Below are 17,494 nucleotides of genomic sequence, written 5' to 3'. Positions count from 1 at the left end.
AAGGAGTCGTGGTTTACTAGATAAACTAGATAGGGTGTTCGAAGAACCGCGTTATTGTAGTGATCGCCTTCTCTTCTTGCAAGAAAAGGCAACATCCTGTCAGCACCGCTGGCGCACTGCTTCATACAGACAGATACCGGCGGCTACCGACACGTTGAGACTAGAGACACAGCCGGCCATGGGTAGCTTGACCAATGTGTCGCAGGCTTCCCGGGTCAGACGTCTCAATCCCTTGCCCTCGGCGCCCATCACCACGCCACAGGGGCCGGATAGATCGATGTCGAACAAACTTGCTTCCGCCTCGCCGGCAGTCCCGCTCAGCCAGACCCCGGCTTCCTTGAGTCGTGCCATGGCGCGCGCCAGATTGGTGACCTGATAGACCGGCACGCTTTCCGCGGCACCCGAGGCCACCTTGCGTACCACGGCGTTGAGAGGTGCGGACTTGTCCTTGGGCAGAATGACACCATGCGCGCCCGCCGCATCGGCGCTGCGCAGACAGGCGCCAAGATTATGCACATCGGTGACGCCATCGAGAATCAGCAGTAGCGGCGGCTCTTGATGTGGCCAGCCATTGAGCCGCAACATCAGTTCTTCTTCACTATGCGCCATGAGCGGCGTACAGAAGGCAACGACTCCTTGATGTGCGCTCCCCTGGGCGATGTCGTCGAGCACTTCGCGAGGGTGATGGGTCACATGCGTGCCAGCATGTCGCGCCTTATCAACCAGCGCAGACAAGCGCGTTTCCGCCTGGCCTTCCTGCACCCACAGCTCTCGCGGCATGGCATCCTGGTTGAACAATGCCTCCACCGCATGCATGCCAAACACGGCATCCAGGCCATTGGGCCTGACTGCACTGGTAGAGCGATGATCCTTGCCGCGCCGCGAACCCCGGGGCGAATTGCGGGAGCGGGACGAACCGGCGCGACTCATGCCTTGTTGCCGGCGGGCTTGCGCCTGCCTCGCCGGGAGCGGCTCGGCCCACCGGCCTTGTCTTTCTCGCGCTCTTTCTTGCCCGGGCGTGACTTGCGGTTACCGGGTTTCGCCTGCCCCGATTTTTCGTCGCTGGAGGTCGGAGCGCCAGCGGCGCTGGCCTTGGGTTTACGCGGCTGACGCTGCTTGCGAGGCTTTTCATCGATCAACTCGAAATCGATCTTGCGATCGTCGAGATCGACCCGGGCCACCTGCACGGTGACCCCATCTCCAAGACGATAGGCCATACCGCCACGCTCGCCCTTGAGACGATGCTTCTCGGGCTCGTAATGGTAGTAATCCGAGGGTAGCGAAGTGACATGAACCAGTCCTTCTACATACACCTCGTCGAGGCGCACGAAGATGCCGAATCCGGTCACCGAGGCGATAGTGCCTTCGAATACCTCGCCCACCTTGTCGGACATGAACTCGCACTTGAGCCAATCGGCCACGTCTCGCGTGGCATCGTCGGCGCGGCGCTCGGTCATCGAGCAGTGTTCGCCCAACTCGACCATCTGCTCGAAGGTATAGGGGCACCACTGGCTGGGTTTTTCCACCGGCGCGCCCTCGACCCGCTCAACCGTCGCGGTCTTGCGCGGCCCTCGAATCACCGAACGAATCGCCCGGTGCACCAGCAGATCCGGATAGCGCCGAATCGGCGAGGTAAAGTGGGCATAGGCCTGATAGGCCAGTCCGAAGTGACCTTCATTCTGTGGTGAGTAAACCGCCTGACTCATGGAGCGCAGCATTACCGTCTGAATGATATCCGCGTCCGGGCGATCCTTGATCACCTCGCGAAGCGCCTGATAGTCCTGAGGCGTTGGATCGTCTCCGCCCCCCAGGGATAGGCCCAGCTCGTTGAGAAACAACCGCAGCTTGTCGAGGCGTTCAGGGGATGGCTGCTGGTGAATACGATACAGCGCCGGCAGATCATGCTTGTCGAGGAAGCGCGCGGTCGCCACATTGGCTGCCAGCATGCACTCTTCGATCAGCTTATGGGCATCGTTGCGGGTACGCGGGACGATGGCCTCGATCTTGCGCTCGGCGTTGAACAGGATTTCCGTTTCCGTGGTTTCGAAGTCAATGGCGCCACGCTGAGTGCGGGACTCCCGCAGTATCTTGTAGAGTGCATGCAGGCTTTTCAGTGATGGCAACACCGAGCGATAGCGCTCGCACAGTGCCTGGCCTTCGGCGCTATCCGGCGATTCGAGCATTTCCCCGACTTGCGTGTAGGTCAGTCGCGCATGGGAGCGAATGACTGCCTCGTAGAATTTATAGCGGCTGATCGCCCCGGTCTGGGAAATGTTCATCTCACAGACCAGGGTCAAGCGATCGACCTCGGGATTCAGCGAGCAGAGGCCATTGGAAAGAAGCTCCGGCAGCATCGGCACCACCTGGCCCGGAAAGTAGACCGAATTGCCTCGGGTATGCCCCTCCTGGTCCAGCGCCGAGCCGATGCGTACATAGTGAGAGACATCGGCAATGGCCACCAGCAGCTTCCAGCTTCCGGACTTGGTCTTCCAGGCACATACCGCGTCGTCGAAATCCTTGGCATCCTCGCCATCGATGGTGACCAGCGGCGTATCCCGCAGATCGACCCGGTGCTGCTTGTCCGCCTCGGCCACTTCCGCGGAAATACCGGCGGTTTCGTCTTCGACTTCCGGGGGAAAATCCGCGGGAATGTCGTGGCTGCGAATGGCGATATCGATCTCCATGCCCGGGTCCATACGCTCCCCCAGCACCTCGACGACTTCACCCACCGGCTGCATCCGGGTCTCCGGCTGCTGGGTGATCTTTACCGAAACGACCTGCCCGTCCTTGGCGCCGCCTGTCGCCTTGTTGGGAATGATCACTTCGAGCGGGATGCGCGAATTCTCCGGAATCAACACGCTGAATTCGCTGGAACGCTCACGATAGATGCCCACCAGGGTCTGGGTATTGCGCGCCAGTATCTCGACGATGGTGGCTTCGTCGCGACCACGCCGATCCCGGCCACTCACACGCGTCAAAACATGGTCACCATGAAAGACCCGACGCATCTGGCGAGGCGGCATCACCAGATCCGGTTTCTTGCCATCGTCGCGGATTAGGAACCCAAAGCCGTCGCGATGTCCCAGTACCTTGCCCTTGACCAGATCGAGCTTGTCGATCAGGGCGTAATTGCCGCGGCGATCCCGCAGTATCTGGCCGTCACGCTCCATGGCCGCCAGGCGTCGGCGCACGGCTTCGAGCTGGTCGTCATCCTCCAGCCCCAGCAGGCGGCTCATGTCCTCGTGGGTAATGGGTTTTCCGTACTCTTCGAGCCGGGATAGCAGATACTCCCGACTGGGCACGGGCCGATCGTATTTATGGGCTTCGCGCTCCGCCTGTGGGTCGTCGCTCAACGTCCAGTGGTTCATGAATGAAGCTTCCTCGAGAAGAAATGGGCGTGCGGCAGCCGGTATGAAGCAAGATAAGAATAAAGTGTCATGGGCGCAGTATAGCGCCGCCAGGGAAACGACCCAACCATCACCTTTGGAAACGCCAATTCCAGCCGCTGAAACGGCGTTTTCCTGCTTGCATTTCGACGCAGAATCGGTAATATGCGTGACCACTTGCCCGGGTGGCGGAATTGGTAGACGCGCTAGCTTCAGGTGCTAGTATCCTTACGGATGTGGAGGTTCAAGTCCTCTCCCGGGCACCAAATTAAAGACTCCAGCAGTACGAATGACGATGATGCGCCCAGGTGGCGGAATTGGTAGACGCGCTAGCTTCAGGTGCTAGTATCCTTACGGATGTGGAGGTTCAAGTCCTCTCCTGGGCACCACACGCATCGCATCATCTTTCTAACCCCTCTTCTATTTCCGTTCACGTTTTCCAGCATTTTCTTGGATGTTCAATAACGCGACGGCAACCTGGCTACTTTCTTCAAATCCCATCCTTGCGCCCGAATACTGCTTTCCAGCCCTGTTTCGACGTCATCCGGCAATAGCGAAAAGAAATCTAGGCCTGTCCGCGCCTCGATTTCATCAATACTCACTAGATAGCGATCCAATGGTTCGTTTCCCTGCACCGTCTGGGGCATGAGAAATGCCAGCGCTTTGGGCTGCTTGCTCGGTACCACGATGATCTTGTAGAACGCTTGGGGCACTTCGACCAGCCCGACCCGATTGAAGACGTTGTCCATGAAGTCAGCGGGAAAGACAGGGCCCGTGATCACCTCGACGACCCCGAAGCGCGGCACGAAGTGGTCGATGATGACTTCTTCCAGGCGTTGCCAGAGCTTGCGGTTCAAGTCAGGCCGCTGAGGCGAGATGTTCGACATCAGGAATGTTTGGGTTTGTGCCGTGCGTCCATGAACCGTGGCGATGGCATAGTTGGGTGCCAAGTGGCCTCTATCGTAGCCGCTGCCAAAATAGCTTTCCGGCGCGATGGGCCATAGCGTTCGCCAGTCCCGCTTGAAGTTCGGGCGCGGCCCGCTGCGAGGATCGTCGACTTCTCGCAACCGATAGCTCACCCATAGCGGATTGACCCGCAGGTCCGACCAGCCGATCAAGGTGCCATCGTTGCGCAGAACGCGATGAAAATTGGTAGCGCCAAGGGCGTCCCAGGTAGGCACGCCCATCCAGCTCAGCCGATCACGAACGTCCTGCTCCTGCCAATACCACAGGCCGGTGGCGGCCAGCACGAACAGCAAGGTAACACCCAGATTGCGCACCTGGCGGCGTAGGAAGGGGAAAGAGAGTAACATTGATCGCTTATTCGAATTCTAAAGAAAAATGTTTAAAAGACGTAGGCTTGGAGTGAAAAGTAGACGAGCGAAGTCCAGACAAGGCAAAAATTGGCGAAAGAACGGAGTTTACACGAAGTAAATTTGAGTATCTTGATCGGACTCGCGCACGAGTCAATTTTTAACGCCGTCTGGACAAAGCGCAGGCACTTTTCAGCCAAGTCTCAAAGGCCGACGCTGAACATCGTCTCCAAATCATGCCGCGAATGCACCTGCATGGCATTCAGCGTCTCGGTCTCCCGGATACCCTCGACGCGCATGAGCCGTTCGGTGACCAGCTCCGCGAGACTTTCGAAGTCGTTGGTCCGGGCAATGGCGACCAGATCGTAACGGCCGCAGGTCGAATAGACTTCGCTGATGCCATCGACTTCTGCCAGGCGCTCGGCGACGCCCTTGATCTGGCCCTTCTCGGCATTGATCAGAATCACCGCATTTTGCATCGAACGGCTCCTTGCTTGCACAGCAGTTGAATATAGGTAAACGATTGTCGTGGTGGGACAGCCCGATATCACCCTGCAGTATATCAGCTATTCGTAAAACCGAAGCAGCCCAAATCCTGCCGACCCACATGTGGGCACTCAAAACCACTTCGCAGTTTGCTGCTCTCGTTTTATTGCGCGACTAATTGCCGCGACCAGCGCCGCCTGGAAATTAGTGATTACAGCACGCATCGACTAGGATGGAAGCATCGGAACCTGGCGTTTCGATCTGCTGTAAGCATGGCAGCATAATGCAGCAGTGCAAACTAGAGGCGAAAACGCCCAAAACCGTGACTTATACATGAGAATCAAGGAGATACCATGGCTCAAAATAGTCGCCGTGCGTTCATGCGCAATAGTCTACTCGGCCTCGCCGCTCTTCCTCTGGGCGTTGGCATTCTTTCCCAACGGGCGTTTGCTCAGGAACTGGAACCCCTCGACCCCGAGGATCCTCAGGCAAAGGCGTTGAATTACGTCAAGAACGCCGAAGAAGCAAGCGACCACCCGGCTTATGAGGAAGGCGAACTATGCTCTAACTGCATGTTCTTCCAGGAAGCCAATAACGGATGTCAATTGTTTCCGCAAAATAGCGTCGAGCCGAATGGCTGGTGTCAATCCTGGGCCAAAAAGGCCTGACTTCTCGCTTGCAATCCCAAGCAAAGCGCGCCGGTACTTCCGGCGCGTTTTTCATTCCAGGCAGCGCAACAGTCAACCAATATGAAATACAGACCCTATCCTTCGCTCGCTTTATCCGGCAACGGCCATTGATACCGCCGCACGATGTCACCGTCCTCCATGGAGGCCAGCTTGACTGGAAACCCCCATAGATGATGTAGGTGACGCATCACCGGATAGACGCTCTTGGCCAACGACCGACGCCGATCCTGAACGTGATGCAATGTCAGCGAGCGATCGCCGCGTATGTCCGCTTTCCAGACCTGAATATTGGGCTCGCGCACCGACAAGGCGTACTGCACGGAAAGCGCTTCACGCACTCGCTGATACCCCCTTTCGTCATGGATAGCCTCGATGGAGAGCAGCTCCTCACTGTCATCATCGACAAGCGAAAACAGTTTTAGATCGCGAATCACCTTGGGCGAGAGAAACTGTTGAATGAAGGACTCATCCTTGAAGTTGCGCATGGCGAAATGAAGGGTATCAAGCCAATCGCTGCCTGCAATCTCGGGAAACCACTCGTGATCCTCATCCGTAGGGGCTTCGCAGATCCGGCGAATGTCGCTGAACATGGCAAACCCCAGGGCGTAGGGATTGATGCCGCTGTAGTGAGGGCTATCGAATCCCGGCTGGTTGACTACCGCCGTATGCGACTGGAGAAACTCGAGAATGAGTCCTTCACCCACCAGCCCTTCATCGAACAACCGATTCATCAGGGTGTAATGCCAGAAGGTAGCCCAGCCCTCGTTCATGACCTGGGTCTGGCGCTGAGGATAGAAGTACTGCGCCAGTTTGCGCACGATACGCACGATTTCACGCTGCCAGGGCGCCAGCAGGGGTGCATTCTTCTCGATGAAGTAGAGCAGATTCTCCTGAGGCTCTTCCGGATACCGGCCTTGCTGATGCAGGCCCAACGGGTCTTCGCTATCGTCCGCTAACGGGACATCCAATGCCTGAGAGAGCGGGATCGTGCGCCACAGCATGTTGACCTGGGATTGCAGGTACTCTTCACGCTCGGTTTGACGCCGCGCTTCCTCCTCGGCGGAGATCGGCGAAGGCCGCTTGTACCGGTCGACGCCATAGTTCTGCAACGCATGGCAGGCATCAAGCAGTTGCTCTACCGCCGCCACGCCATGACGCTCCTCGCATTCGGAGACATACTTTCGGGCGAAGACCAGATAATCGACGATGGCCGAGGCATCCGTCCAGGTGCGAAACAGATAGTTGCCCTTGAAAAACGAGTTGTGGCCATAGCAGGCATGGGCCATGACCAATACCTGCATCATCAGCGTATTTTCTTCCATCAAATAGGCGATGCAGGGGTCGGAGTTGATCACGAGCTCATAGGCCAACCCCATCTGCCCACGACGATAGGCCTGCTCGACGGATAGAAATTGCTTGCCGAAGGACCAGTGATGATAGCCCACTGGCATACCGACGCTGGCGTAGGCATCCATCATCTGTTCCGAGGTGATGATCTCGATCTGATTGGGATAGATATCCAGACGGTACTCATCCGCCAAGCGCGCAATCTCGCGCTCATAGTCGGTGAGCATCTCGAAGTTCCAATCGGAACCGGTGGCGATAGGGGTTCGTAGGGTCATACTGCCTCCTGGCCATCCGCCCTGAATCGTTCAGCCGCTTTCGAGGCTTTACGCCTCTGCACGACGGCGAAACAGCTCACGGAATACGGGATAGATATCCCCCGCCTCGACAATCTGACGCATGGCGAAACGTTCGGGAAAGTCGTCCTGCACACTCTCGTACTCCTCCCACAGTGCCTGATGCGCGTGGGGGGTGATCTCGACATAGGTATAATACTGCAGTCGCGGCATCAGCGACTTGACCAGTAGCTGGCGGCAGGTCGTGGAGTCGTCGTCCCAGTTGTCGCCATCCGATGCTTGAGCAACGTACAGATTCCACTGGGCCGCCGGGTAGCGCTTGGTAATGATCTCATCGACCAGGGTCAAGGCGCTGGAAACGATGGTGCCGCCGGTCTCCCTGGAATAGAAGAACTCCTCTTCGTCGACTTCCTTGGCGGCGGTATGGTGGCGTACGAAGACCAGTTCCACCTTCTCGTAATTGCGCTCGAGAAACAGATAGAGCAGCAGGAAGAACCGCTTGGCGATGTCCTTGTGGGATTGAGTCATCGACCCGGACACATCCATGATGCAGAACATCACCGCCTTGTTGGACGGCTGGGGCTGATTGACCAGATGGTTGTAACGCAGGTCATAGGTATCGATGAAGGGCACCGATTCGAGCCTTTTTTCAAGACGCTCGATCTCTGCCCTCAATTCGGTGACCCGGGAAGGGTTGCGCAGCACCGGGTCCTTGCGTTCTTCCGTTTCCAGGGCTTCGATCGCCTCACGCAAGGCCCGGCGGATGGGCGCCCGCATCGCGATGCGTCGGGCCTGGGCCTCGCGCATGGAACGCACGATGTTGATTCGCGAAGGCACGCCGTCCCGGGAAATTCCGGCCCGAACCGGGCGTACCTCCTCGAGATCGACCAACTGCTTGCGCTCGAGATGGGGCAGTTCCAAACCGTCGAACACGAACTCTAGAAACTCTTCACGGGTCAGCGAGAAGGCGAATTCATCCATGCCTTCACCCTGGTCGGAGGCACTTCCCTCCCCGGCGCCACCGCCACCTCCCCCGTTGGGTCGGCGCAGGCGATCGCCTTCGACGAATTCACGATTACCTGGGCTTACGATGGTGCGCTCGCCCCCGGGGCCATGCTGAAACACCGGCTCGGAAATATCCCGAGCGGGGATCGAGATCTTTTCACCCCGCTCCATGTCGGTGATCGAGCGACGGTTGACCGCCTCTTCCACCGAACGCTTGATGTGGGTGCGGTACCGATCGAGGAATCGCTGTCGATTCACCGCGCTCTTATGGCGTGCGTTGAGTCGACGGTCAATAAAGTAGCTCATTCTCACCTCCCTGCGCGGATTGCGCCCCGGCACGCAGAAGATACGTTCAACAACCTTCTACCTGCCGGGCAACGGGTTCTGCTACTGCGACTTGCGTACCCGCAGATACCACTCGGACAACAACCGCACCTGCTTTTCGGTGTAGCCCCGGTCGACCATGCGTGCGACGAAATCCTCGTGCTTGCGCTGATCCGAAGCGGAGGCCTTGGCGTTGAAGGAGATTACCGGCAATAGATCCTCGGTATTGGCGAACATCTTCTTCTCGATCACGCCCTTGAGTTTCTCGTAGGATTGCCAGCTGGGGTTCATGCCGTTGTTCTGCGCCCGAGCCCGCAGTACGAAGTTGACCACTTCATGGCGGAAGTCCTTGGGGTTGGAAATCCCTGCCGGCTTCTCGATCTTCTCGAGCTCTTCGTTGAGGGCCTGACGATTGAACTGCTCGCCGGTTTCCGGGTCGCGATACTCCTGATCCTGAATCCAGAAATCCGCGTAGGTTACGTAGCGATCGAAAATGTTCTGGCCGTATTCGCTATAGGATTCGAGATAGGCGGTCTGAATTTCCTTGCCGATGAAATCGACGTAGCGCGGTGCCAGGAACTCCTTGATGAAACGCAGATAGCGCTCGTGGGTTTCCTTGGGCAGCTGCTCGTGGTCGAGGCGCTGCTCCAGTACATAGAGCAGATGCACCGGGTTGGCAGCAATCTCATGAGTATCGAAGTTGAAGACCTTGGACAGAATCTTGAAGGCAAAGCGGGTCGAGCGCCCATCCATGCCCTCATCGACCCCGGCGGAATCCCGATACTCCTGGATCGACTTGGCCTTGGGATCGGTATCCTTCAGATTCTCGCCGTCGTAGATGCGCATCTTGGAATAGATGCTCGAGTTCTCCGGCTCCTTCAAGCGAGACAGCACGGAGAACTGGGCCAGCATGCGTAGGGTATCCGGGGCGCAGGGTGCATGATCGAGAGAGGAGTGCTCGAGCAGCTTCTTGTAGATATTGATCTCTTCGGAAACCCGCAGGCAATAGGGCACCTTGACGATGTAAACCCGGTCCAGGAATGCTTCGTTGTTGCGGTTGTTGCGGAACTGCTGCCATTCGCTCTCATTGGAGTGAGCCAGGACAACGCCGTCGAAGGGAATGGCGCCCATGCCCTCCGTGGGATTGTAGTTGCCTTCCTGGGTGGCGGTCAGCAGCGGATGCAGCACCTTGATCGGCGCCTTGAACATCTCGACGAATTCCATCAGCCCCTGGTTGGCCTTACACAACCCACCCGAAAAGCTGTAGGCATCCGGATCGTCCTGGGAATAGAGTTCGAGTTGACGGATATCCACTTTACCCACCAGGGACGAGATATCCTGGTTGTTCTCATCCCCCGGCTCGGTCTTCGAGATCGCGATCTGATTGAGTCGCGAAGGATGCAATCGTACCACCCGAAACTTGGAAATATCGCCGCCATACTCCTTGAGCCGCTTGGACGCCCAAGGCGACATCACGCTCTTGAGGTAGCGCTGCGGGATGTTGTACTCCTTCTCCAGCAACTCGCCGTCGTGTTCCGGCGAGAAAAGCCCCAGGGGCGATTCATAGACCGGGGAATCCTTGATCGCGTAGAAAGGCACGCGCTCCATTAGCAGCTTGAGGCGCTCTGCAAGAGAGGACTTGCCGCCCCCCACGGGCCCAAGCAGATACAGAATCTGCTTGCGCTCTTCCAGCCCTTGGGCCGCGTGACGGAAGTAGGCCACGATCTGCTCGATGGCGTCTTCCATGCCGTAGAACTCGGAGAAGGCGGGGTAACGTCGAATGATCTTGTTAGCAAAAATGCGTGACAGACGTGAATCCTTGGCGGTGTCGATCACCTCGGGCTCACCAATGGCCTTGAGCATCCGCTCCGAGGCGGAGGCGTAGACGGAAGGGTCTTTACGGCATAACTCCAGGTATTCCTGAAGACTCATTTCTTCTTGCTGAACCTGTTCGTAGCGGTTCTGCACATGATCGAAAATGCTCATTGAAGCCTCCTTGGTCGCGACCCCCGGGCACTCACACAGATCGGAGCTTTCGGGCAGGCGTATTTATCAGCATAGACAGATAAACCAGCTGGCGAGGGAGAGCTTGCCCTGCGTTATCAACGCAACCTCACTCACGCTCTTATTTAATTATTATGAACATCAAGGTTCTAGATTGGTTCGCCCTTGGAAATAAGGAAGTTGTGTAACAAAAATGTGTCATTTGCATTAATCAGCCTCATAATGCCGCAGCCAAACGCGTCCCCTGATCGATGGCACGCTTGGCGTCCAGTTCCGCCGCATCACTCGCTCCGCCGATCACATGCACCGATACGCCCGCGCTCTTTAGTGGCTCGAATAATTCCACCACGGACTCCTGACCCGCACAGACGACGATGCTGTCTACCTCCAGCAGCATAGTCCGATCGTCGAGTCGCACATGCAGGCCTTCGTCGTCGATCTTGAGATAGTCGCACCCAGGGATGGCTTGAACATCGCGATGCCGCAGCGAGACTCGGTGCACCCAGCCCGTGGAGGTTCCCAGGTCCTTGCCCGGCTTCGAGGCCTTGCGCTGCAACAGGTAGATCTGTCGCGGCGTATCTGGGCGCTCCGGTGCTTTTAGCCCACCGCGATTGCTCACCGTGAGGTCGACTCCCCACTCGTCGTACCAGGCCTCTGAATCAAGGGTCGGGTGACTAGCATGAGAAAGCAATTCAGCCACGTCGAAACCAATACCCCCAGCGCCGATGATGGCAACCCGCTGCCGGACGCGTTCTGGATGAAGGATCGCCTCGGGATAGCTGATCACCATGGGGTGATCGCTGCCCGGAAGCGTGATGCCGCGTGGGCGCACGCCGGTAGCAAGAATGACCTCATCAAAACCAGCCAATGTTTTTAGATCTGGCTCTGTGTTCAAGCGTATCTCAACACCATGCTTGTCGAGCATTGTTCGATAGTAGCGTAGCGTCTCGTCGAACTCTTCCTTGCCCGGGATCTTACGGGCGAAATTGAACTGCCCGCCAAGAGTGTCATTACGCTCGAACAGCACGACACGATGGCCACGAATCGCGGCAGTCATCGCACTGGCCAATCCCGCCGGCCCGGCGCCGACCACGGCGATAAATTTCGGCGCTTCGGTAGGGAGGATGTCGAGTTCGGTTTCGTGGCATGCCCGAGGATTGACCAGACAGGAGGTCAACTTCCCCTGGAAGGTATGATCGAGGCAGGCCTGGTTGCAGGCGATACAGGTATTGATCTCATCGCTGAGCCCGGCAGCGGCCTTCTTGATCCACTCCGGGTCGGCGAGAAAGGGCCGAGCCATGGACACCATGTCCGCATGGCCTTCCGCCAGCACACGCTCAGCCACTTCCGGCATGTTGATACGATTGGTGGCGATCAGCGGAATCGAAAGCTCCGCCTTCATACGCTGGGTCACCTCGGTGAACGCCGCCCGAGGCACACTGGTCACGATGGTGGGTATGCGCGCTTCGTGCCAGCCGATGCCGGTGTTGATCAGACTCGCTCCGGCGGCCTCGATAGCCCGCCCTAGAGACACCACTTCTTCCCAGGTGCTGCCTTCCTCGACCAGGTCGATCATCGACAGGCGATAGATGATCAGAAAGTCCTCGCCCAGAGACTCGCGAATGCGCCGCACAATCTCGACGGGAAAACGAATGCGATTGGCAAACTTGCCACCCCACTCATCCTCACGCTGATTGGTGCGCAAGCAGATGAACTGATTGATCAGATAGCCTTCGGAACCCATGATCTCGACGCCGCCGTAACCCGCCTCTCGGGCAAGCTCGGCGCAGCGGACGTAGTCACCGACCTGGGCTTCGACCTCTTCTGACGAGAGCGCTCGAGGCGTGAACGGATTGATAGGCGACTTGATCGCGGAAGGTGCCACCAACTCCGGCGAGTAGGCGTAGCGCCCAGCATGCAATATCTGCATGCAGATACGGCTGCCCTCGGCGTGGACCGCCGCTGTCACCTTCTGATGCCGAGCCGCCTCCTGCGCATTGGTGAGCTTGGCTGCCCCCTGAAATACCGCGCCTTCCGCATTGGGAGCAATGCCGCCGCTGACGATCAACCCTACGCCGGCCCGGGCTCGCTCGGCATAGAAGGCGGCCAGGCGAGTAAAGCCTTCCGGGGCTTCCTCCAGATTGGTATGCATGGAACCCATTAGCACACGATTCTTGAGCATCATGCTGCCTACCTCTAGAGGACGAAACAGGTGGGGATAGGCAGACATGGCACACTCCTCGCTCACGAGCGAATTCAAACGATTGTATGAGCAGTGTAGCGAAGCGCAGGCAGGACACAAACCCGACCAAGGACGTAAGAACCGGAGGTATCGAAGTCGGAAAGAACCGGAATGAAAGGGCTAAAACGACAAAACCCCAAGACATGAGACTCGGGGTTGGCAACGACGATCGATGGTGGCGGACCGGACGGGACTCGAACCCGCGACCTCCGGCGTGACAGGCCGGCATTCTAACCGACTGAACTACCGGTCCTATTTGATATTCATAATTTCCATATGGTGGGTGGTACAGGACTCGAACCTGTGACCCCCAGCATGTGAAGCTGGTGCTCTAACCGGCTGAGCTAACCACCCTGTCAATATGAACGTAACCAATATAAACGTAACGCTATGACTGTCGTATCACTGAATGACCAAATGGCGGACCGGACGGGACTCGAACCCGCGACCTCCGGCGTGACAGGCCGGCATTCTAACCGACTGAACTACCGGTCCTGCTTACCCATGCTTGATGTATCGGGTTGTCACATCCGATGACGCACGGCTTCAATGGTATTTGTGAAACAGATTGGAAATGGCGGACCGGACGGGACTCGAACCCGCGACCTCCGGCGTGACAGGCCGGCATTCTAACCGACTGAACTACCGGTCCTCTCTATTTCCAAATAACGTGACGCCCCATCTCTCAAGCGCTTCAATTCTTGAGAATATGGTGGGTGGTACTGGGCTCGAACCAGTGACCCCCAGCTTGTAAGGCTGGTGCTCTTCCAACTGAGCTAACCACCCGTCACGTGGCGCTGCATTCTACAGAGCGACCATGGAATGTCAACGCTTTTTGCCAGCTCGATCGACCAGCGCTTTCCATTTCGATTTCATCGACTTGCTCGATGAATGAAACTGGCTCCTGGGCGAGCAAGTCGGCATCAAAAGCTGACAATTCCAGAGCGAGTTATGCGGTGCGATGTCGCAGGCAGTTAACCCCTGATAGATGTTTATTGTCTACTGGTAAGCGCTTTCGGAATTTAACCTGTGGAAACCCGCTACAATCACAGGTTACTTCACATTTAGGTTCTGAGACAGCTGCGCTAGACTCGGCGCTCGAAATGTTGATTTATATCATGATGTAGGCAAAAAACCTGGGGCATACTGCGCTCCAGGAGTGCCTACCTAACAACGCGTTCGATGGGAACATAACATGAGCACAGCATTTGAACATCCGACCTACAACTACAAGGTAGTTCGGCAGTTCGCAATCATGACGGTGGTGTGGGGCATCGTGGGCATGGCCCTGGGTGTCTTCATCGCTGCACAGCTGGTCTGGCCAGAACTCAACTTTGGCCTACCCTGGACGAGTTTCGGTCGTCTGCGCCCGCTGCACACCAATGCGGTAATCTTCGCCTTCGGTGGTTCGGCGCTGATCGCCACCTCCTACTACGTCGTGCAGCGCACCTGCCAGACACGTCTGATCTCGGACAAGCTGGCAGCTTTCACGTTCTGGGGTTGGCAGTTGGTGATCGTGTTGGCGGCCATCACATTGCCTCTGGGCTTCACCACCTCCAAAGAGTATGCCGAGCTGGAATGGCCGATCGATATCCTGATTGCTGTGGTCTGGATCGCTTACGCCATCGTATTCCTAGGCACCATTCAGCAGCGCAAGACCTCGCACATCTATGTCGCCAACTGGTTTTACGCCGCCTTCATTCTTACCATCGCCGTGCTGCACATTGTCAACTCCGCGGAGATCCCGGTCTCGGCGATGAAGTCCTACTCCGCCTACGCCGGCACTATCGATGCCATGGCCCAATGGTGGTATGGCCATAATGCGGTCGGCTTCCTGCTCACCGCCGGCTTCCTGGGCATGATGTACTACTTCGTGCCCAAGCAGGCGGAGCGTCCGGTCTACTCCTATCGTCTCTCCATCGTGCACTTCTGGGCGTTGATCACCACCTACATGTGGGCCGGCTCGCACCACCTGCACTATACCGCCCTGCCCGACTGGGCCCAGTCCCTCGGCATGATCATGTCGATCATCCTCCTGGCGCCTTCCTGGGGCGGCATGATCAACGGCATGATGACGCTTTCCGGCGCCTGGCATAAGCTGCGCACCGACCCGACCCTGCGCTTTCTGGTCGTGGCCCTGTCGTTCTACGGCATGTCTACCTTCGAAGGCCCGATGATGGCGGTCAAGACCGTCAACGCCCTGTCTCATTACACCGACTGGACTATCGGTCACGTTCACTCCGGCGCGCTCGGCTGGGTGGCCATGATCACCATCGGCTCCATGTACCACTTGATTCCGCGCCTGTTCGGCGGCATCGAAATGTACTCGGTCAAGCTGATTGCCGTGCACTTCTGGCTGGCGACCATCGGCACCGTGCTGTACATCACCTCCATGTGGGTCAACGGCATTCTGCAAGGGCTGATGTGGCGTGCGGTCAACGCCGACGGCACCCTGATGTACACCTTTGTCGAGGCGCTTGAGGCCAGCCATCCCGGCTATGTCGTGCGCTTTATCGGCGGTGCTTTCTTCGCCTTCGGCATGCTGCTGATGGCCTACAACGTCTACATGACGACCAGAAGCATCGCGCGCGAACAAGAGCCGGTCTTGCAGACCGCCTGAATAAACGGGGAACTTGACACCAATGAAACACGAGATAATTGAGAAGAATGTTGGTCTGCTCTCCGTTCTGATCCTAGTGGTGATCAGCTTCGGGGGGCTAGCGGAAATCGTGCCGCTGTTCTTCCAGGACAAGACCACGGAACCCGTGGAAGGCTTGAAGCCGCTTAGCGCTCTGGAGCTGGAAGGACGCGATATCTACATTCGCGAAGGCTGCGTTGGCTGCCATTCGCAAATGATTCGCCCGTTCCGCGCCGAGACCGAGCGCTACGGCCACTACAGCGTTGCCGGTGAATTCGTCTACGACCACCCTTTCCTTTGGGGCTCCAAACGTACCGGGCCGGATCTGGCGCGAGTGGGTGGGCGCTACAGTGACGACTGGCATCGCGCACACCTCTACAACCCGCGTGATGTGGTGCCGGAGTCGAAGATGCCGAACTACCCTTGGCTATTCGAGAACACGCTGACCGGTGAAGACACCGCCACCAAAATGCGCGCATTGAAAAGCGTGGGTGTGCCTTATACCGACGAGCAGATCGGCGAGGCGACCCAGGAAGTCCGGGGCGAGCAAGAGATCACCGCGCTGGTGGCTTATTTGCAGCAGCTGGGTACCGTACTCAAGGACGCACGTTAAGTCATGGATATTGGAACCTTCCGCGGCATCACCGCACTACTGGTCATGATTGCCTTTCTAGGCGTGGTGTTCTGGGCTTATTCCAAGCGACGCAAGCAAGACTTCGACGAAGCGAAGAATCTACCTTTCGCCGATGAAGATGATCAAAAAATCCGTGACAGCAGCTATACCAACGATCGCACAACATCCCGCCAAGATGAGGGAGACAAGAATTCATGAATAACCTTTGGGGCGATACCCTCTCCAGTTTCTGGAGCATCTGGATCATCGTCATTACTCTGGGCACGATTATATTCTGCTGGTGGGTGCTGTTCGCCAACCGCAAGACCGACAAGCAACCCTCAGTCGATGGCGAAGTCGAAACGACCGGACATACCGCCGACGGCATCGATGAATACGACAACCCTCTGCCACGCTGGTGGTTCATGCTGTTCGTCGGCACCATCATCTTCTCTGTAGCCTATCTGCTGCTGTATCCCGGCCTTGGCAATTTCAAAGGCGTACTCGACTGGTCCCAGGAAGGTCAGTGGGACGAGGAAATCGCCTACGCCCAGGAGCAGTACGCACCCATCTTCGCCAAATACAGCGAAGTGCCGGTACCGGAGCTTGCCCAAGATGGCGATGCGATGCAGGTTGCCGAGCGAATCTATCTCAATAACTGCTCGGTGTGCCACGGCTCCAACGCTCAGGGCGGTTACGGCTTTCCCAATCTGACCGACGATGCCTGGCTGTATGGGGGCGAGCCGGAAAATATCGTCACCACCCTGAACAATGGCCGTAACGGACTGATGCCCGCCTGGCAGCAACTGGGCGACAACAATCTGGAGAACGTTACAAGCTACGTGTTGAGTCTGTCTGGCGAAGAGCATGATGCGAACAAGGCAAGCCAGGGAGAGGCAATCTTCGCTTCCGCCTGCGTGGCCTGTCACGGCCCTGGCGGCAAGGGCAACCAGGCAATTGGCGCGCCCGATCTGACCGATGACGCCTGGCTCTATCGTCAACCCGGGCAGGAAACCCATGCTGCGGTACTTGAAACACTGCGCAATGGGCGTAATGGTCACATGCCTGCTCAGGCTGCCTACATTGGTGAAGACAAGGTGCATCTGGTTGCCGCCTACGTCTACAGTCTGTCCAATTGATACGCTTCGGGTGCG

General features: G+C 57.4%; 13 protein-coding genes and 7 tRNA genes. 7 read left to right on the top strand and 13 right to left on the bottom strand.

Annotation, left to right across the window (positions count from 1 at the left end; genetic code table 11):
- Positions 1-99 precede the first annotated feature (99 nt).
- On the bottom strand, positions 100-930 hold the full coding sequence (gene rlmB / locus H7850_RS01415) for a 23S rRNA (guanosine(2251)-2'-O)-methyltransferase RlmB (RefSeq protein ID WP_264477198.1): 831 nt from the start codon (positions 928-930) through the stop codon (positions 100-102).
- Positions 927-3,368 carry a ribonuclease R gene (rnr, locus tag H7850_RS01410; protein ID WP_227367607.1) on the bottom strand — a complete coding sequence of 814 codons (2,442 nt, stop codon included), beginning with the start codon at positions 3,366-3,368 and terminating at the stop codon, positions 927-929. Before rnr ends, rlmB begins: the two co-directional genes overlap by 4 nt.
- 197 nt (positions 3,369-3,565) lie before the next feature.
- Here rnr and H7850_RS01405 point away from each other — a divergent pair.
- Positions 3,566-3,652: transfer RNA gene (locus H7850_RS01405), tRNA-Leu, on the top strand.
- A gap of 36 nt (positions 3,653-3,688) precedes the next feature.
- Positions 3,689-3,775 (top strand) — tRNA-Leu (locus H7850_RS01400).
- 69 nt (positions 3,776-3,844) lie between these two features.
- On the opposite strand, the gene H7850_RS01395 is transcribed toward H7850_RS01400, so the two are convergent.
- Positions 3,845-4,699, bottom strand: coding sequence for a DNA/RNA non-specific endonuclease (locus H7850_RS01395; RefSeq protein WP_227367606.1), 855 nt, complete (start codon positions 4,697-4,699; stop codon positions 3,845-3,847).
- A 203-nt stretch (positions 4,700-4,902) separates the two neighbouring features.
- Positions 4,903-5,178, bottom strand: a complete 276-nt coding sequence (locus H7850_RS01390) for an Lrp/AsnC family transcriptional regulator (RefSeq protein ID WP_227367605.1) — start codon at positions 5,176-5,178, stop codon at positions 4,903-4,905.
- 360 nt (positions 5,179-5,538) lie between these two features.
- Here H7850_RS01390 and H7850_RS01385 point away from each other — a divergent pair, with 360 nt between their 5' ends.
- Entirely contained in the window at positions 5,539-5,853 is a 315-nt protein-coding gene (locus H7850_RS01385; RefSeq protein WP_227367604.1) for a high-potential iron-sulfur protein, read from the top strand.
- Positions 5,854-5,948: 95 nt separating this feature from the next.
- On the opposite strand, the gene H7850_RS01380 is transcribed toward H7850_RS01385, so the two are convergent.
- From H7850_RS01380 to H7850_RS01340, 9 genes are all read right to left on the bottom strand, one after another.
- Entirely contained in the window at positions 5,949-7,496 is a 1,548-nt protein-coding gene (locus tag H7850_RS01380; RefSeq protein WP_227367603.1) for a SpoVR family protein, read from the bottom strand.
- Positions 7,497-7,544: 48 nt separating this feature from the next.
- The gene (locus H7850_RS01375) at positions 7,545-8,825 is read right to left on the bottom strand and encodes a YeaH/YhbH family protein (protein WP_227367602.1); all 1,281 of its coding nucleotides are present in this window, start codon (positions 8,823-8,825) and stop codon (positions 7,545-7,547) included.
- An 81-nt stretch (positions 8,826-8,906) separates the two neighbouring features.
- Positions 8,907-10,829: a PrkA family serine protein kinase gene (locus tag H7850_RS01370; protein WP_227367601.1), complete on the bottom strand. Its 1,923-nt coding sequence runs from the start codon at positions 10,827-10,829 to the stop codon at positions 8,907-8,909.
- 235 nt (positions 10,830-11,064) lie between these two features.
- The gene (locus H7850_RS01365; protein ID WP_227367600.1) at positions 11,065-13,077 is read right to left on the bottom strand and encodes an NADPH-dependent 2,4-dienoyl-CoA reductase; all 2,013 of its coding nucleotides are present in this window, start codon (positions 13,075-13,077) and stop codon (positions 11,065-11,067) included.
- A 188-nt stretch (positions 13,078-13,265) separates the two neighbouring features.
- Positions 13,266-13,342: transfer RNA gene (locus H7850_RS01360), tRNA-Asp, on the bottom strand.
- A gap of 24 nt (positions 13,343-13,366) precedes the next feature.
- Positions 13,367-13,443: transfer RNA gene (locus tag H7850_RS01355), tRNA-Val, on the bottom strand.
- A gap of 64 nt (positions 13,444-13,507) precedes the next feature.
- Positions 13,508-13,584: transfer RNA gene (locus H7850_RS01350), tRNA-Asp, on the bottom strand.
- A gap of 80 nt (positions 13,585-13,664) precedes the next feature.
- Positions 13,665-13,741, bottom strand: a tRNA-Asp gene (locus tag H7850_RS01345).
- 58 nt (positions 13,742-13,799) lie between these two features.
- Positions 13,800-13,875 (bottom strand) — tRNA-Val (locus H7850_RS01340).
- Between the two features lie 409 nt (positions 13,876-14,284).
- On the opposite strand from H7850_RS01340, the gene ccoN reads away from it, so the two are divergent.
- From ccoN to ccoP, 4 genes are read left to right on the top strand one after another with little or no spacing between them, the layout of a single operon-like run.
- Complete coding sequence (gene ccoN, locus H7850_RS01335) at positions 14,285-15,709, top strand: cytochrome-c oxidase, cbb3-type subunit I (protein ID WP_227367599.1); 1,425 nt, start codon at positions 14,285-14,287, stop codon at positions 15,707-15,709.
- 22 nt (positions 15,710-15,731) lie between these two features.
- The gene (gene ccoO, locus H7850_RS01330) at positions 15,732-16,340 is read left to right on the top strand and encodes a cytochrome-c oxidase, cbb3-type subunit II (protein ID WP_227367598.1); all 609 of its coding nucleotides are present in this window, start codon (positions 15,732-15,734) and stop codon (positions 16,338-16,340) included.
- A gap of 3 nt (positions 16,341-16,343) precedes the next feature.
- Entirely contained in the window at positions 16,344-16,559 is a 216-nt protein-coding gene (locus tag H7850_RS01325; protein ID WP_227367597.1) for a cbb3-type cytochrome oxidase subunit 3, read from the top strand.
- Positions 16,556-17,479 carry a cytochrome-c oxidase, cbb3-type subunit III gene (ccoP, locus tag H7850_RS01320; RefSeq protein ID WP_227367596.1) on the top strand — a complete coding sequence of 308 codons (924 nt, stop codon included), beginning with the start codon at positions 16,556-16,558 and terminating at the stop codon, positions 17,477-17,479. The genes H7850_RS01325 and ccoP overlap by 4 nt, the downstream gene beginning before the upstream one ends.
- The last annotated feature ends 15 nt before the right edge of the window (positions 17,480-17,494 follow it).

The organism is Halomonas sp. M20, from assembly GCF_020622265.1.
Classification (GTDB): domain Bacteria; phylum Pseudomonadota; class Gammaproteobacteria; order Pseudomonadales; family Halomonadaceae; genus Modicisalibacter.
This window is presented reverse-complemented; position numbering and strand designations above follow the sequence as displayed.

Excerpts from the sequence above, each read along its gene's own strand:
- rlmB (WP_264477198.1), bottom strand. The coding sequence starts at position 930 with ATGAGTCGCGCCGGTTCGTCCCGCTCCCGCAATTCGCCCCGGGGTTCG.
- rnr (WP_227367607.1), bottom strand. The coding sequence starts at position 3,368 with ATGAACCACTGGACGTTGAGCGACGACCCACAGGCGGAGCGCGAAGCC.
- H7850_RS01395 (WP_227367606.1), bottom strand. The coding sequence starts at position 4,699 with ATGTTACTCTCTTTCCCCTTCCTACGCCGCCAGGTGCGCAATCTGGGT.
- H7850_RS01390 (WP_227367605.1), bottom strand. The coding sequence starts at position 5,178 with ATGCAAAATGCGGTGATTCTGATCAATGCCGAGAAGGGCCAGATCAAG.
- H7850_RS01385 (WP_227367604.1), top strand. The coding sequence starts at position 5,539 with ATGGCTCAAAATAGTCGCCGTGCGTTCATGCGCAATAGTCTACTCGGC.
- H7850_RS01380 (WP_227367603.1), bottom strand. The coding sequence starts at position 7,496 with ATGACCCTACGAACCCCTATCGCCACCGGTTCCGATTGGAACTTCGAG.
- H7850_RS01375 (WP_227367602.1), bottom strand. The coding sequence starts at position 8,825 with ATGAGCTACTTTATTGACCGTCGACTCAACGCACGCCATAAGAGCGCG.
- H7850_RS01370 (WP_227367601.1), bottom strand. The coding sequence starts at position 10,829 with ATGAGCATTTTCGATCATGTGCAGAACCGCTACGAACAGGTTCAGCAA.
- H7850_RS01365 (WP_227367600.1), bottom strand. The coding sequence starts at position 13,077 with ATGTCTGCCTATCCCCACCTGTTTCGTCCTCTAGAGGTAGGCAGCATG.
- ccoN (WP_227367599.1), top strand. The coding sequence starts at position 14,285 with ATGAGCACAGCATTTGAACATCCGACCTACAACTACAAGGTAGTTCGG.
- ccoO (WP_227367598.1), top strand. The coding sequence starts at position 15,732 with ATGAAACACGAGATAATTGAGAAGAATGTTGGTCTGCTCTCCGTTCTG.
- H7850_RS01325 (WP_227367597.1), top strand. The coding sequence starts at position 16,344 with ATGGATATTGGAACCTTCCGCGGCATCACCGCACTACTGGTCATGATT.
- ccoP (WP_227367596.1), top strand. The coding sequence starts at position 16,556 with ATGAATAACCTTTGGGGCGATACCCTCTCCAGTTTCTGGAGCATCTGG.